Raw genomic sequence first — 14,759 nt, 5'->3', positions numbered from 1 at the left:
GGGGCCATCTGCACTGTCGGAGGGCTACCTGGCCCCGGAATCCTGAAGCCGTCAGGAAGCTCAAAGCAGGCTCGGCGGCAGCAGGTTTCGTCTTGCGTGACCGAGCGGTGAGCCCGTACGGGCGCTGCCCACTAAGCGCTGGTAGCGATATCGGGATCGTCCCGGAGCAGATACGAAGTCTCCTCAGCGATGCTCAGCAACTCACCGGCCAGCAAATAGGTCTGCGCTACGCAGGTTCGCGCTTCGTCGAAGGAAGGATCGGCATGTACTCCTTTGCTGGCCAGGCCATCGATCGCCGTCAGCCGTGACCCGATATCGGTGAGCACCGCCTGAAGGACCGGCCCATTCTTATGCTTGCCGACCCGATCGCGGACGTACTGCACAAGACGGTTCCGGTATGCCTCATCCGACATCTTGCGCTCGACATTGTCGAGACCAGTGATCTTTTCATCCGTTGCCGGATACAGCGCGTCAGCAATGGACTTGATCATGCGGCGGCACGAGGTCAACGCGTGTGAGATGTCTTCCGAACCGCCGGCGGCGATGCGTTCCTGTGCTGCCACGAAATTCCGTGCCGCTTCCGGCGCATACCTCATCAACAGCTCATTGATGCGGGCCTGGACGTGATCGAAGAAACTGGACTCAGTCCTGCCCGCCTCAAGTTCTGACTCCGTCGCGGTCAGATAGATGTGAACGGACTGCTTCACCCGGGCGATGATTGTCTGCTGGTCGCCGAGAAGCGGAATCAGCTTGGCTCGTGCACGGTCCTGATCCGCCGCTACAAAATACGTGTCGATCGGCGTCAAATTGGCAGGGACAGCACCGTACTCCCCGTATACCGATTCGAGCTGTGCGAGATTCGACTCAAGCTGTTCTATCGAGACACCGATGGTGTGCTTGCCATCGCTCATACGGCGCGTCGCGAAGTAACGTTCCGCGCGTCGAACGTACTCTTGAGAACCTGCCTCTTCTCCCAGGAGCGTCTCCAGCTTATTCCGAAGGTCGAGGAAATCGGCGCGATCCGCTCCTGCGGCAACGTCGGTCAGTTGCAGCAGAAGCTCCGCTTGTGCACTGTAGTCGTGGCGGCGCACCGCTATGCGGTGTGCTTGGCGCACTAGCGCAGCCACGCTCTTGCCCGGATCGTCGAATGAGTCCAGCGCTCTGCGCGTCAATTCCAGGATCTGATCCGCCTCGGTCACCGGCGAAGTATAGGAAGCCCCACCGACACCCAGCACACGGTTCTCCTGGGGAAGATCGCGGGCATGCAGCTGCCCGCGATCTGCCGACCGAATACGCCTCGGAGAGCGAGGCCGTCCTGCGGCTGTGGTGGGCAGACGAGGCGGTCCTGAACGACGTCGGCCCCTTGGAGTACCTGCTGCGAGCCTCCACCCTGGGGACACTGATGCCCTCAGGCCAGCGCATCGCGCGGCCGACCCTGCGCTGGATGGCGCGCGACCCGAACACCTGGGCAAGGGTGTACCGCTCAAACCGATTGTTCACGGCCCCCTCAAGGTCTGGGAACTCAGCGCCAACCACCTACTGCCACTGCCGGTGGCGATGGCCAACCGGTACGGCGAGATCGATATGCGACCACAGGTACGGTATCTGCCGGTCGCCCAGGCAAAGTCGCACAGCATGCTGCCACAGCCATACACGCCGAGCCGAACCTGGAACGCGAAGCCATACACGGTTCAGCCGTCGGTCCAGACGCCTGATGGTGTAGGCCTACCCGTTCGTATTCCGAGTCGTCCGTCGTCAGAGATCGGTGTCGACCAGGCTCGGTTCGCCGTCACGACTGACACCAGCAACGCCGATCTGCCCGCTACACGTGCGCAGGATTTCGGTGACATGTTCGCGGTGCTCGCGCGCTGCGCGGTCGGCCATCGCGTGGGCGGCGGTGATCGCTCGCGAGTACTCCATATCGCGGTGCTCGAGCTGATGGTGGTGTTCGCTGGCCTGGTCGTCGAGCCGCTGTCGCAGGGTCGCGTTCTCCTCAGCTGAAGTCTTGGCGTTGGTGAGCGCGGCATCTCGTTCGCCTTCGGCGTGGGCCTGTGCTGCGCGGGCTGCGTCGAGGTGTCCACGCATTTCCTTCAGGACCGCTTCGGCCTCCTCGTAGACTCGGTCGCGATCGGCTTCTACCTCGGCAATGCGCTCTTGTGCGTCGGTAGCAGCTTGTGCTGCACGGTCTTTGGCCTGCTGCGTCTCCTCGACGGCTTCGTCGGCGGCGGCCAGGGCCAGCTCCTCGAGCTCGACCGCGCGTTCGAGCCGGCGCGCCATGAGCGTCGCCGCTTTCTCCGCGTCGGCGCGAGCCTGTTCGGCGGCGGCGATGCGGACGGTCGCGTCCCGTCGAATCTCGGCGATCTCGCGGTCGATGAGCGCAGGGTCGGTGACCTCCGCGATCAGTTCACCCGCGTCGACCAGCATGGCTGCCAGTTCCGCGCGCGTCAGCTCGATACGGTCGACAAGATCGGCGAGGGCATTCATGCCGTCGGTGACCGGACGCAACGGGCGCTGCTGCATGCGTTTGACGCCTTTGTCGTCGGCTTTACGCTTGCGGCGCAGCGCTTTCTGCGCGGTGTGGTCGGGGTTGTCGCAGTATTTGCGCGGTGCGCCCCGTCTGCCGCTGGTCGCGACGGCGGTGTCGCATGTGCCCCCGTTGTCCAAGGGGAACTGGCATCCCGTCGGAGTGTCGGTGGTGGTGTGTGGGTTGACGGCTTTCAGCATCATGGAATTCCGTTTCATTCCATTTCATTTCATTCCGACACTGCGGTCATGAAATGAATCCTGGTGGGCAGGTGGAGTAGTCGGAGCAGCTGGTTCAGGCGACAGTGCGCAGCATCGCGGCGCGGGCGCGGGGGAGCCGGTTGGCGATGACTTGAGCGGCTGCGGCGCTGGCGCGGCGGTCGTTGTGGCCGTAGCGGGCGTCGGTGGTGTTGACCGACTTGTGTCCGGCGTCGCGGGATACGACGAACAGGGGCACGCCGTCCTGGAGCTTCCAAGAGATGCCGGTGTGGCGCAGCGTGTACGGGGTGAGGCGCTTGCCGCGCATCGAGGCGATCGCGTCGGCGAAACGCTCGAGCAGATAGTCCGGATCCGCGCCTTTCCACTGCGCGTTGCCGAACGGGTCGAGGTTGCCATCGGCGAGAGCACGCAAGCGCCGGATTGCGGGCACCCAGGCTTTGGCGTAGAAGTAGCCCGCGCTGATCGGGGTGTCGTTGCTGGTGTGGACCAACAGCTCATCCCCCGGGCGATCGAGGTCGAAGCGCTCGAGAGTTTCCAGCGGAACCGTGACGGTACGAATACCGCGCGAGGACTTCGGCTTTCCCAGCTTCATCTCACCGCCGAGGTACTTCCACGCCTTGTTGATGCGCACATCGCCGGTCCGCTTGTCGATGTCGCGGATCTGGATGGCGGTGACCTCGCTGGGCCGGGCCATCGAGACGAGGTTGAACTCGGCGTGCGGGCGCCACCGCGGTGGCATCAGTTGCTCGAAGAGTTCCCATTCGTCGTTGTCGAAGATGTCGAGCTCCGGTGCTTCGTGGCGTGGCAGCCGGATGCCCAGGCACGGGTTGTAGGGGATCAGCGGGGACGGTCGTTCGGCCACAGCGGCGTTCAGACCGGCGGAGAGGAATCCGTGTTTGTTGTGAATGGTTTTCGCGCCGTTGCCCTTGTCCTGCTCGAGGTGCACGATCCAGGCCGCGTCCAGATCCTGGTTGAACGCGGTGATCGGCAGCGAGGAGCCCATGAACGGTTCGATATCGACGTCGATGTAGCGGAGGTAGTCGTGCCGCGTGCGTTCCTCGATACCGGTCAGGCGCTTGGTGTACTTGCGCAACCACTGCACCAGTGTCATGGAGCCGACCGCAGTGCCGAGCTGGATCTCGCGGATCCGGCGCGCCTCGGCGACCCCGACCACCTCGGCCAGCTCACACCAGCGCGCCGCGGCCTCGAAATCGTCGAAAGTCTCCGACGTCGACCGTCGACGACCGGTCTCGTCGTAGTAATGGAACGGAACCTGCCAGGCGATCGACCCGTTACGGCGGGGTCGCGGGCGTGGTGTGAGCATGAAGCCTCCAGAGCCGGTGGGTGCCCTGAGAAGCTGTCGTGACCGCGTGGTGACGTGGTGACACAGGTGGTGACATACACGTCTACACCAGGCTAGCTCACGCTACTGACCTGGCGTTTTCCTGGAGCGGATGACGGGATTCGAACCCGCGACCCTCACCTTGGCAAGGTGATGCGCTACCAGCTGCGCTACATCCGCATGCGCTCGGATGTGGTCCGGAAGTTGGGCCGCATCGGCGTGCGTCCAAAACTGTAGTCCGACACTGGCCCCAAACAAAAATCGGACATTGCTGGCGGGTGCTTCGGGTGCCGCGGATGCTGGCGCGGTTCGGTCAGCTGATGCGCTGGTCGGCGGGGGTGAAGGCGGCGGCGTGGTCGGCGGCCCATTCGGCGTAGGTGCGGGGTGAGCGGCCGAGGATTCGGCGGACATCGTCGGTGCGGACGGTATTGCCGCCGGCGCGCACATAGGCCTGGCCCGCCAGTGCGCCCTCGACGAATTCCGGGGACAGGCCTGCCGCGATCATGTGTTCGCGCGCAATGTCTTCCGGCACATCGACCACCTCGAGCGGATGGCCGAGGACGGTTGCCAGTGCGGCCGCCTGGTCCGCGGTGGTGAGCAGGTCGGGGCCGGTCAGGGTGTAGACGTGGCCCGCATGGCCGGTGGTCGTCAGCGCCTCGACGGCGACCGCGGCGACATCGCGTGGGTCGATGACGCCCTGGCTGCCGGTACCGGTCAGATTCGGCACGGGCTGACCGGCCCGGATGGCATCGGCCCAGCTCAATGTGTTGGAGGCGTAGCTGGACGGCCGCAGGATGGTCCACTCCAAACCGCTCACCCTGGTCGCTTGCTCGCCGGGAAGATGCCAGGTGCCGACCCGGCCGAGTCCGGGTTCGCCGGTGCCGATAGCGGAAAGTTTGACGATGCGGCGCACGCCGACCTCGCGGGCCACGGCGACCAGCGCGCGGTCGGTCTCGGCGTATTCCGGGCCGAGGACACCCACGATGAAGGCCGCCGCCGCACCGGACATCGCGGCGGCCATCGAGTCGAGGTCGTGATAGTCGCCCCGAACCAGCTCCACTCCGGCGGGCACCTGTGCCCGGTTCGGATCGCGGGTAACCGCACGTACCCGTGCACCGCGCGCTGCCAGCTGACGGATGATTTCAGTGCCGATGGTGCCCGTGGCACCGGTGATCACGATCATGCGGCCAGCCTGCCGCCCGGACCACCTGGGTCTATAGGAAATTTCGGCACGGTTTCGGGCGCTGTATCCGGCTGTGAGCTGCTTACAGTGGGTCCGGTGACCATGCTCACCGCCGATCTCGTCGAGTCAAAGGTGCCCGCACCAGCATCACTGCGTCCGTGGATCACCGAATTCGGCAGCATCCCGACCGGCACGGATAAGTCCGTGCCGTACACGCATGTACCGCATGCCGGGACAACGATCGTGCTGCGCGACCGCCGCGACACACTCGTCGTCGGGCCGCAGACCCGCGCCGCGTACTCGGCCGCGGACAAGCCCGCCGGATGCATCCGGCTGCGCCTCGCGCCCGGCGCCACTCGGCAACTGCTCGGCGTACCCGCCGCCGACCTCGCCGATCGTGTCGTCCGCCTCGCCGACCTCCCCGGCGTCGCCGCCGATCTGGCACACGAACTCGCCGCGCTGCCAACCGAGGACGTCCTGCCGTTCCTGGAAGCGATTCTCCCGCAACGCATCTCCGAAGATCCGACGCAGCGCGCGCACCGCGAACTACTCCGCGACGCCGTCGAGGCCATTGCCACGGCCCCGACGGTCCACGGACTCGCCGCCGACCTCGCGGTCAGCGAACGCCAACTCCGCAACCTCTTCGCCAGCGGAATCGGCGTCTCCCCCAAGCATTTCGCCCGTATCGACCGAGTTCGCCGCATCATCGCCAGCGCGGGCGATACCCCGTGGTCCCAATTGGCCACCGCCACCGGCTATTACGACCAATCCCATATGACCGCCGACTTCCGCACCCTCATGGGCGTCCCCCCGACGTCCTTCCTGCGCGGCGATCTGCCCTCCCCCAGCCGTTGCAAAGTCACCTGGTCCTGAGGCTCAGTGGGTTCGGCGTTGGGCGGCGCGGCGGGCCAACTCCTCCCGCTCGAGCGCGGCGGCTTCGGCGAGAGTGGGGGCGGTGCCGCCGACGCGGGCGGGTACCCACGGTTGGCCCGCTGGCATCGGGTAGTTCGCCTGAGCGTCCGCCAGCAGTTCGCCCATCCGAGCGCGCAGTTCGACGGTCAGCTCGTCGGTCGGGTCGACGGGCGGGAGTGGGTCACCGATGCGGATATTGATCGGAAAACGATGGCGGCCGAGTTGTTTCGGGTAACCCTTGGTCCAGATGCGGTGGGCACCCCAGATGACGATGGGAATGATGGGGACGTCCGCGTCGATCGCCATGCGCGCCGCACCGGACTTGAATTCCTTCAGTTCGAAGCTGCGGCTGATGGTCGCCTCCGGGTAGACCACGACCAGCTCACCGTCACGCAGCGCCGCGACCGCGCGACGATATGAACCCGCGCCCGCGCTGCGATCGACGCCGATTGCCTTGCAGTGCTTCATGAGAAAACCGACGATGCCGTGTTCGAGTTCGGCCTTCATCATGAAACGAACATTGCGCCGCGAATTGCGCCCGACCAGCCCGACCTCCATGAAGTCCAGGTAGGCGGTGTGATTCACGGCGAGTACGGCGCCGCCGGTGCGCGGCATCCGGTCCTGTCCGACGATATCCACGCGCAGCCCCTGCACGACGAAAAGCGTGCGGACCAAGCCCGTCAGAATGTCGTAGACCGGTTCCCGCGACATCGCTTCCCCTACGGCGAACCCTTGGCCGCCCGACGCGCCGCCTTCTCCTCGGCCTCGGCGGCGTCCATGGCATTGGCTGCCTCGAGGGTGGGCGCGCTGCCACCCAAACGCGCTGGCACCCAATAGGCGCCGGGTTCGTGCACATAGTCCTGCTGCAGATCCAGCAGCATCGCCTGCATGGTGCTGCGCAGCTGCGCGGTCAGCTCGGCGGCGGGCTCATGGGGCTGGATCGGCTCGCCGACCGCGATGGAGATCGGCGTATTGGTGCGGCCCAGACGCTTCGGGAAGCCCTTGGTCCACACCCGCTGAGCGCCCCAGATGACGATCGGAATGATCGGCACGTCCGCCTCGATCGCCATGCGCGCGGCACCGGACTTGAAGTCCTTGATCTCGAAGCTGCGGCTGATGGTGGCCTCGGGGTAGACGCCGACCAACTCGCCTCTGCGCAGGTATTCGACCGCCGCCTTGTACGAGTCGGCACCCGCCGCACGATCCACCGGAATGTGCTTGAGCGCCCGCATGATCGGGCCGGAGATGTTGTTGTCGAACACCTCCTTCTTGGCCATGAAGCGGACGTACCGCTTGGGGGTGCGCGCCGGCAGACCCGCGTAGGTGAAATCCATGTAGCCGGTGTGGTTGACCGCGATAACGGCACCACCACGCGCGGGGATACGTTCAGCGCCCTTGACGGTGAACTTCAGACCTTCGACGAAGAAGACGGTACGGGCCAAGCCGACGATCGTCCGGTAGACGGGTTCCACAATTCCGCTAGCGTAGTCGCTGACTGTCCCATCCGGCAGAGCCGCCGCATCCGCGCGCGTGCCGGGACCCGTCGCTCATACCCTCAACGCCTACGAAAGAGGACCCTCGAAGTGGAACGCGCCCGCCCGATACCGCGTGAACACGACCCGAAGGACCCGCGGACACGAAGGGCGCTCCTCGCCATCACGACCGGCCTGGCACTGACCAGCGCTGTTCTGCTCACTGGGTGCGACTCCGTCTCCGGCATACCCGGTGACGAGCCGCCCCACGCATCGGCGAAGACCACGACACCCTCGGCCGCGGCTCCGACCACAACCACGGAGGTACACACGCAGGCGTTCAGCGTGCTGGTCGGCGAGGTCCCCGGCCTGCCCGGCGCGGCGGAGGTCGTATCGCGCTTCGGCGCGGCACTGGATCGGTCCACGCCCGCTCAATTGCAGTCCAAGTGCTGGATGATGGCCCCCGGCAATGTCAGCGATATGTCCACCGACAAGAAGGCGATTCTGACCGCCATCACCCAGTCCGCGACTGTCACGAAGAGCAGCGTCACCTGGCAGAACGCGGGCACCACGATCAGCTTCGACCGCGCCGCGATCGAGTCGGGCATCAAGAACTCGAACCAGACCGTCTGCCCATGGGTGGCGCAGGACGGCGCCGAGCCCGGGCCCAACGAGGCCGATGCCAGGCATACCGTGCGTCGCTACCTGGCCCGTTTCGTCGGCACCCCGCTCGATCCCGCCGATAAGGAGGGCACCTATCCGCTGGTCTGCAAGGCGAGCCCCGCGAACTGGGATCCCACCGGATCCGGCAGCGCGACGTCCGCGCCGCTGGCCAACAACCCGGGCAGGCTGACCGGCATCACGAAATTCGCCGATCAGGAGATCCGTTCGGAACGGCTGCGCGCGGGTTACCTCACGGTCGAGGTTCCGGTCACCAACTCCTCGGGTGTGACCCAGACCCGCACCTTCACCCTGAACGAGGGTTCCGAGGGCTACTGCATCGGCGACGTTTCCGCCTAACCACTACCCTGGGTGGCTGGTAACGGTCAGGAGGAGCAGCTCGTGCAGATCACCAGCGTCGGACACGCCGGATTCCACATCCGCACCGCGGCCGGGTCGATCCTTTGCGATCCCTGGGTCAATCCCGCGTACTTCGCTTCGTGGTTCCCGTTTCCGGACAACACCCAGTTGGACTGGGATGAGCTGGGCAATTGCGATTTCCTGTACGTCTCGCATCTGCACCGCGACCACTTCGACGCGGCGCACCTGGCGCAGTATGTCAACAAGGACGCGACCGTACTGCTGCCCGACTATCCGGTGCCGGACCTGCGGCGCGAACTGGAGAAGCTGGGCTTCCACAAGTTCTTCGAGACCCAGGATTCGGTCAAGCACCGGGTGAGCGGTCTCGGCGGCGAGATCGACATCATGATCATCGCGTTGCGCGCGCCCGCCGACGGCCCGATCGGTGACTCCGGGCTGGTGGTCTCCGACGGTGAGACCACCTGCTTCAACATGAACGATGCCCGTCCGGTGGATATGGATGTGCTGCACGACGCGTTCGGGCAGGTCGATATCCATCTGCTGCAGTACTCGGGCGCGATCTGGTACCCGATGGTCTACGACATTCCGAACCGCACCAAGTCGAACTTCGGTAAGCAGAAGCGTCAGCGTGGCATGGATCGCGCCCGCAGCTATATCGAACAGGTCGGTGCCACCTGGGTCGTCCCCTCGGCAGGTCCGCCGGTCTTCCTCGACGAGCAGCTGCGCTACCTCAATGACGATCGCGGCGACGAGGGCAATATCTTCCCGGATCAGATGGTGTTCCTGGAGCAGATGAAGATCCACGGCAACGAGGGCGGGATCCTGATGATCCCGGGTTCGGTCGCCGATGTGCGCGGTGCGGAACTGTCGCTGACCCATCCGTTCGAGCCCGGCCTGATCTACGACAACAAGGCCGAGTACATCGAACTGATGGCACAGCGTCTCGCGCCGGTGCTGGCGGCCGAAAAGGCCTCCTGGGCAACAACCGGTGACGAACCGCTGCTGGACCAGTTGCAGGCGCTGTTCGAGCCGATCATGAAGCAGAGCGATCTGATCTGCGACGGCATCGGATATCCGGTCGGCCTGGTCATCGGCGCCGAAACCGTTGTGCTGGACTTTCCCAACCGGGTGGTGCGCGGGCCGATCGAGGGCGAAGGCAAGTACCGCTATGGTTTCCGGATCGCGCCGGAACTGGTGCGTACTGTGCTGCGCGACGATGAGCCGGACTGGGTGAACACCATCTTCTTGTCCACTCGATTCCAGGCCTGGCGCATCGGCGGCTACAACGAATTCCTGTACACCTTCTTCAAATGCCTCACCGATGAGCGGATCGCCTACGCGGACGGTTGGTTCGCCGAGGCGCACGACGATTCCGCCTCAACGGAGTTGGCCGGGTGGGAGGTCCAGCGCCGCTGCCCCCATCTGAAGGCGGATCTGTCGAAATTCGGCGTGGTCGAAGGAAATATCCTGACCTGCAATTTGCACGGGTGGCAGTGGGACCTGGAATCCGGGCGGTGCAGAACCTCAAGGGGGCATGAGCTGCGCTCGCGCAAGCTCGGCTGAATCCCGCCTCGGGGGCATTGTGTCGACCGCCGGTTGTATTCGAAATTCGAGGCAGTTCGGGCGCTGACGTGCTGGTGGCGCCTACCGTGCGCTCCTAGAATCAGGTGCGTCGGGGAATTCGAACAATTCGACGATCGGCGAGTCAGATCCGCGCGACGACTCGCCGGAAGAAGGCACCGTGAGCACCAACAAAGCGCGCGGCAACGCCCCGCGCCGACTATTCGCGAAGACCGCTCTCATTGGAGCGGCGATGACGGTTCCGATGATGCCAGTGGCAGCTCCCGCCATGGCCGCGCCGACGCCTGGACCCGGTGTAGTACAGACTGATTGCGACTTCGACTTCGACCTCGACTTCGACTCCGGCTTCGTCGACGACAACCAATGGACCGGCGTAGGCAAACCGTGGGGCGGCCACGGCAACCCATGGGGCGGCCATGGCAAGCCTTGGGGTGGCTGGGGCCACGGCAAACCGTGGGGTGGCTGGGGGTGCGGCTGGGGCGGCCCGTGGTTGTTCCCTCCGGGCTGGTTCGGCAGCAGCTGACCAAACGAATCCGAGCGCCGCGACCTGGATCTCTCGGCGATATCGCCTTGCGGTGACGTCGCTGGGTGTCTCCTGTCCGGGCGCGGGTAGTCCGGCAAGGGCGCGCCCACCGCGAGCCGCAGTGCGACAAACGAACTGATCGTCGTGCCGGAAGACCAGCGCCGAACACAAGAGACCGACACGATACTGGGATCGACCTCGCAGGCGCTTGGCACGGCTCATATCACCACGTCGACGACCGGGTAGGCCGGAACTGGATCGCAGGACTCGAGTCAGCCTCGCGAACATTGGCGGCGGCCCGTGTTAAAGACGCATCGATGCTTCACTCGCCAGGCTCAAGGTCGCGATCGCGTGGCGACCAAGACCGCGACAAAGGTGAGGGCGCAGCCGATTACTGCGGTCAGGGATAGTCCCGCACCGGTTGGGGTGAGAATGTCCAGGGTGATCGAGGTGAGGAGTTGCCCTGCTACCGACGTGAGGCCGAGGAGGAGGACACCGATCCAGCGGACGGTGAGGGCGGCCAAGGCGATGAAGGCGACGCCGATGAGTCCGCCGAGGTAGAGCCATAGCTCGCTGGGGAATTCCGTGGGCCAGCCGGTGCCCACGCGGATATAGGCTTCGATGGCGAATAGGGCCGCGGTGCCGATGCCGAAGTTCACCAGAGTCGCCGAGAATGGCCCGCCGACTACGCCGACACGGCCGTTGACCGCTTGTTGCCAGGCCAGACCGATACCGGCAAGCGCGGGCAGGATCACCAAGAGTGCGGTGGGTCCGGTGCGCAGCCATTCCGGCACCGCGGCGGACCCGACCGGAGCGCCGGAGCGGCCCGCCGCCGCCAGGACCACCGCGAGCATGGCCAACGTCGCGCCACCAACGCGCACCACCGTCACCGGAGTGCGGCCGCTCGGCGCCAGTCCAAGCCGATCCACCACCAGACTGCTCAGCAGTTGGCCGCCGACCGCGGCGACAGAAAAGGCGGTGACACCGATCGCAGCCACCGTAAGCCCTTGGCACGCAACGAAAAACGCACCGCACAGCCCGCCGAGCAACTGCCATGGACGCAGCTCGCCGCTCGACAGCGCCCCCCGAACCCGCCCCAGCCCGGCACGCAACCGCCGACTGGCCGAAAACGCGATCACCAACCCCACCAACCCGAGGCCGAAACTGATGCACGCAGCCGCGATCCCATCCTGCAACCGCACCCCCAGCGCACCATTGATCCGGCCCTGCACCGCCACCCCGGCCCCGATACAGAACCCGAAGGCCAACCCCACCTTCGCCCGCACCATCACCCCCGCACCGTACCGCCACCCACCCCCACCACCGCTCATGCTGCATCCGCCTGAGTATCGAACGTGCACAACACCTGCACGCTCACGACCACGCAGGCGTTGAAGCCCACCTCACCGCCCGAACCGGCCTGGCTGCCCTCCAGCGCCCGCAGTCGTCGCAACTCGCACCCGCGCAATTGCCCTCTGAAACCTCCCCAATCCAGAGCTACACAACGCAGGTTGGCGGGGGGTGGCCGCGCGCATCATGTTCGGTATCTATTTGGTGGTGAGCGGCTTTGCGCGGTTGCTGGCCGCGTTCAGCACCTGCCAGTACGGAATTCGGTTGCTGGCGTTCATCAGTGGCGTGCTGTCGGTCGGCCGCGCCCTGCCCACAGCAACACTCAGCGGTCGCCACCCGTTTCCTGAGCGCCAGCCCCAACAGCTTGCGCACACCGTGTGATTGCCTCACACAAGTTGCAACGTATGCGAGGCCACCACACGGTGTGCGTGACCAGGCATGGGCGCACTCGCGGCACACGTCGCACGCGGCGGCTGGGTTTGGCGGCCGTACGAGCCGCGACCAGGCGAGCTGGCCACGCGATCGTCGCTGACTAGCCCGCACGCAACGCGGGGCGGGGACCGGCGAAAGTGTCGTGGCGGGCGTAGGTGCGATCACCGCCGTTGCGGGCGATGGAGCCGTTGACCAGGCGGGCGCGCAGGCGGGCGCCGAGCTTTTCCTGGAGACGGGTGGCGCCGGGAATGAGTTGGCGCGAGACCTCGAGGGCGCCGTTGACCACTGCGGTGGCCATGACGGCGCTCTGGAAGAACTTGCTGTTGTCCAGGCCGAGGAAGTCGGAGTTGGTCGGGCCGAGCACGATTCGGCTGTAAGCCACCATATAGCTGGTGATCACCCGGCGGATGACGCGCTTGGCGACGGTGTCGGTGCCGATGAACAGCCCGCCCGCCGCGGGAACCAGGGCCTGGGCCAGGCGGCGGGAGTCCTCGTCGGGGATGAATTCGGTATCGGCGAGGATCCAGAAGGCGCGCCAGGTATCGGTTTCATTGGTCGGCAGGATTTCGGCGTCGATGCCGAGCAGGAAGCCGACGTAGCGCCAGAGCTGGAATACCGCGTCCTTCTCCTCGGCCGAGAAGCGCAGGCCGAGCGCCTGTGCGCCAACCAGATTCGCCATCGAGAACAGCCCGAGCGTGCCGACGGTGAGCACCTGGTTCACCGGATGGTCCCAGGCCGTGTAGTCCCAATCGGGTCGTCGATTCATGCCAGCGCGAACCAGTGCGTGCATCAGCCGCACCCGCAGCACACTCTTGTAGCCGACCTGATTGCGTCCCAGCCCACCGGGAGTCGTCACATCCAGCCACCACTGGGTGGTTTCGGCGAGGCGGCGCGGCGCCATCGCGTCGAGATCACCGGTGCCGACCAGGGTCTTGTCCGCGCGGGACGCGAGGTACCCGCCCATCAGCGCGAACATCCCCATCGCGATTCCGCCCCATACGCTGGTGCGTTCCACGACCCGGGCGCCCCGGTCGATCTTGGTGCGGTCCAGCCAGTACGGATCCGCCTCGACCTGCCCGAAGAACGCCGCCAACTCCGCGGGCGCATCGGGCACCGCGTCGATACCGCGCTCGACGGCGATCTCGAACATCCGCCGTCCCTCGCCGACCGGCAACCGCTTGAACATCGCGACCACGGCATCCGCCAGCGGATCCCCGACCTGCGCGAACCGACGGAACGAATCCCGCTGCGCCGCCGTGCAGCGCAGATCGCCCGGCGCCATGAGGGGCACCGCGTACCGGAACGGAAACTCCGTGAACAGCGGCGGAGTCGGCAGTAGCTGGTTGTCATGCGTCATTGCATCGCACCCATCGCAAAGAGGTTCGCGCTCGACTGCGACGTCGAGCACATTCTGACAAGACCATCCCACAAATTCGAAAATCTGGCAATGCTCTATGCCAGAATGGAGCACGATGGCTACTACCTCGCGGTCCTATGGCGGCATACCGATCGAACAGCGCCGCGCCCGTCGCCGCGCCGCGCTGCTGGACGCCGCGCTGGAGATCATCGGAACATCGGGATTCGCAAAGCTCACCGTCACCGGCCTGTGCACCCAGGCCAAGCTCTCCGAGCGCTACTACTACGAGAGCTTCAGCGACCTCGATACCGTGTTCAGCGAATTGTTCGACCGCATCGTCGACGAGATCGGCCGAGCCGTCGTCACCGCATTCATGGCGCCTGCCCCGGACATCCGTGCGAAAACCCGAGCCGCCATCGCCGCCGCCATCGACCTGATCGCGGACGACCCACGCAAGGCCCGCATCGCCACCGTCGAAGCACAGCTACACCCCGCCCTGCTCACCCGCCGCGCCGAGGTGATGCGCTCGTTCGCGAACATCATGATGGCGGTCTGCGCCGAGGAAATCGGCGCCGATATCGTCGAAACCGCAGGCACCCAAGCCGAATTCGCCGCCACCCACCTACTCGGCGGCCTCTGGGAAACCACCAACAGCTGGCTGTCCGGCACCCTCCCCATATCCCGAGAAACCCTCATCACCAACTCCACCACCCAATTCCTCCTGACCGCCACCCACCGAACCGGCATCCCCCTCCCCTGACCCCCACCTGGACGAACGATCACCATGCGCTCATACAGGCAAACACCGAGAGCGACCTGCACCA

The 14,759-nt window shown here is 65.6% G+C and carries 14 protein-coding genes and 1 tRNA gene; 6 read left to right on the top strand and 9 right to left on the bottom strand.

Annotated elements, in window-relative coordinates:
* Window positions 1–131: 131 nt before the first annotated feature.
* From ACQP0C_RS00655 to ACQP0C_RS00635, 5 genes are all read right to left on the bottom strand, one after another.
* The gene (locus ACQP0C_RS00655; protein ID WP_433729545.1) at window positions 132–1,199 is read right to left on the bottom strand and encodes a hypothetical protein; all 1,068 of its coding nucleotides are present in this window, start codon (window positions 1,197–1,199) and stop codon (window positions 132–134) included.
* A gap of 556 nt (window positions 1,200–1,755) precedes the next feature.
* Complete coding sequence (locus tag ACQP0C_RS00650; protein WP_433729543.1) at window positions 1,756–2,742, bottom strand: hypothetical protein; 987 nt, start codon at window positions 2,740–2,742, stop codon at window positions 1,756–1,758.
* A 76-nt stretch (window positions 2,743–2,818) separates the two neighbouring features.
* On the bottom strand, window positions 2,819–4,066 hold the full coding sequence (locus tag ACQP0C_RS00645) for a tyrosine-type recombinase/integrase (protein ID WP_433729541.1): 1,248 nt from the start codon (window positions 4,064–4,066) through the stop codon (window positions 2,819–2,821).
* A gap of 122 nt (window positions 4,067–4,188) precedes the next feature.
* Window positions 4,189–4,264: transfer RNA gene (locus tag ACQP0C_RS00640), tRNA-Gly, on the bottom strand.
* Window positions 4,265–4,397: 133 nt separating this feature from the next.
* A complete protein-coding gene (locus tag ACQP0C_RS00635; protein ID WP_433729539.1) occupies window positions 4,398–5,267 on the bottom strand; it encodes an NAD(P)H-binding protein in 870 nt (289 codons plus the stop codon).
* 102 nt (window positions 5,268–5,369) lie between these two features.
* Here ACQP0C_RS00635 and ACQP0C_RS00630 point away from each other — a divergent pair, with 102 nt between their 5' ends.
* Window positions 5,370–6,140: a helix-turn-helix domain-containing protein gene (locus ACQP0C_RS00630; RefSeq protein WP_433734814.1), complete on the top strand. Its 771-nt coding sequence runs from the start codon at window positions 5,370–5,372 to the stop codon at window positions 6,138–6,140.
* A 3-nt stretch (window positions 6,141–6,143) separates the two neighbouring features.
* Here ACQP0C_RS00630 and ACQP0C_RS00625 read toward each other — a convergent pair whose 3' ends face one another.
* Together ACQP0C_RS00625 and ACQP0C_RS00620 are read right to left on the bottom strand one after the other, a co-directional pair.
* The gene (locus tag ACQP0C_RS00625) at window positions 6,144–6,890 is read right to left on the bottom strand and encodes a lysophospholipid acyltransferase family protein (protein WP_433729537.1); all 747 of its coding nucleotides are present in this window, start codon (window positions 6,888–6,890) and stop codon (window positions 6,144–6,146) included.
* Window positions 6,891–6,898: 8 nt separating this feature from the next.
* Window positions 6,899–7,651, bottom strand: coding sequence for a lysophospholipid acyltransferase family protein (locus tag ACQP0C_RS00620; protein ID WP_433729535.1), 753 nt, complete (start codon window positions 7,649–7,651; stop codon window positions 6,899–6,901).
* A 111-nt stretch (window positions 7,652–7,762) separates the two neighbouring features.
* Here ACQP0C_RS00620 and ACQP0C_RS00615 point away from each other — a divergent pair, with 111 nt between their 5' ends.
* The 3 genes from ACQP0C_RS00615 (at window position 7,763) to ACQP0C_RS00605 (ending at window position 10,796) form a co-directional block, all read left to right on the top strand.
* Window positions 7,763–8,671, top strand: a complete 909-nt coding sequence (locus ACQP0C_RS00615; RefSeq protein WP_433729533.1) for a hypothetical protein — start codon at window positions 7,763–7,765, stop codon at window positions 8,669–8,671.
* A 42-nt stretch (window positions 8,672–8,713) separates the two neighbouring features.
* Window positions 8,714–10,255 carry a Rieske 2Fe-2S domain-containing protein gene (locus ACQP0C_RS00610; protein WP_433729531.1) on the top strand — a complete coding sequence of 514 codons (1,542 nt, stop codon included), beginning with the start codon at window positions 8,714–8,716 and terminating at the stop codon, window positions 10,253–10,255.
* Between the two features lie 178 nt (window positions 10,256–10,433).
* Window positions 10,434–10,796, top strand: coding sequence for a hypothetical protein (locus ACQP0C_RS00605; RefSeq protein WP_433729529.1), 363 nt, complete (start codon window positions 10,434–10,436; stop codon window positions 10,794–10,796).
* 335 nt (window positions 10,797–11,131) lie between these two features.
* Here the strand turns inward: ACQP0C_RS00605 and ACQP0C_RS00600 are convergent, their stop codons facing one another.
* A complete protein-coding gene (locus ACQP0C_RS00600) occupies window positions 11,132–12,127 on the bottom strand; it encodes a DMT family transporter (protein WP_433729527.1) in 996 nt (331 codons plus the stop codon).
* A gap of 190 nt (window positions 12,128–12,317) precedes the next feature.
* Between ACQP0C_RS00600 and ACQP0C_RS00595 the strand changes: the two genes are divergently transcribed.
* Window positions 12,318–12,527 (top strand): hypothetical protein, encoded by a 210-nt coding sequence (locus ACQP0C_RS00595; RefSeq protein WP_433729525.1) that lies wholly within the window; start codon window positions 12,318–12,320, stop codon window positions 12,525–12,527.
* Between the two features lie 151 nt (window positions 12,528–12,678).
* On the opposite strand, the gene ACQP0C_RS00590 is transcribed toward ACQP0C_RS00595, so the two are convergent.
* Window positions 12,679–13,935: an oxygenase MpaB family protein gene (locus tag ACQP0C_RS00590; RefSeq protein ID WP_433729523.1), complete on the bottom strand. Its 1,257-nt coding sequence runs from the start codon at window positions 13,933–13,935 to the stop codon at window positions 12,679–12,681.
* A 115-nt stretch (window positions 13,936–14,050) separates the two neighbouring features.
* On the opposite strand from ACQP0C_RS00590, the gene ACQP0C_RS00585 reads away from it, so the two are divergent.
* Window positions 14,051–14,695: a TetR/AcrR family transcriptional regulator gene (locus ACQP0C_RS00585; protein WP_433729521.1), complete on the top strand. Its 645-nt coding sequence runs from the start codon at window positions 14,051–14,053 to the stop codon at window positions 14,693–14,695.
* The last annotated feature ends 64 nt before the right edge of the window (window positions 14,696–14,759 follow it).

This window comes from Nocardia sp. CA-129566 (assembly GCF_050956075.1).
Taxonomy (GTDB): Bacteria; Actinomycetota; Actinomycetes; order Mycobacteriales; family Mycobacteriaceae; genus Nocardia.
The sequence above is the reverse complement of the archived record's forward strand: the minus strand, read 5'-3'. Positions and strand labels throughout refer to the sequence as shown.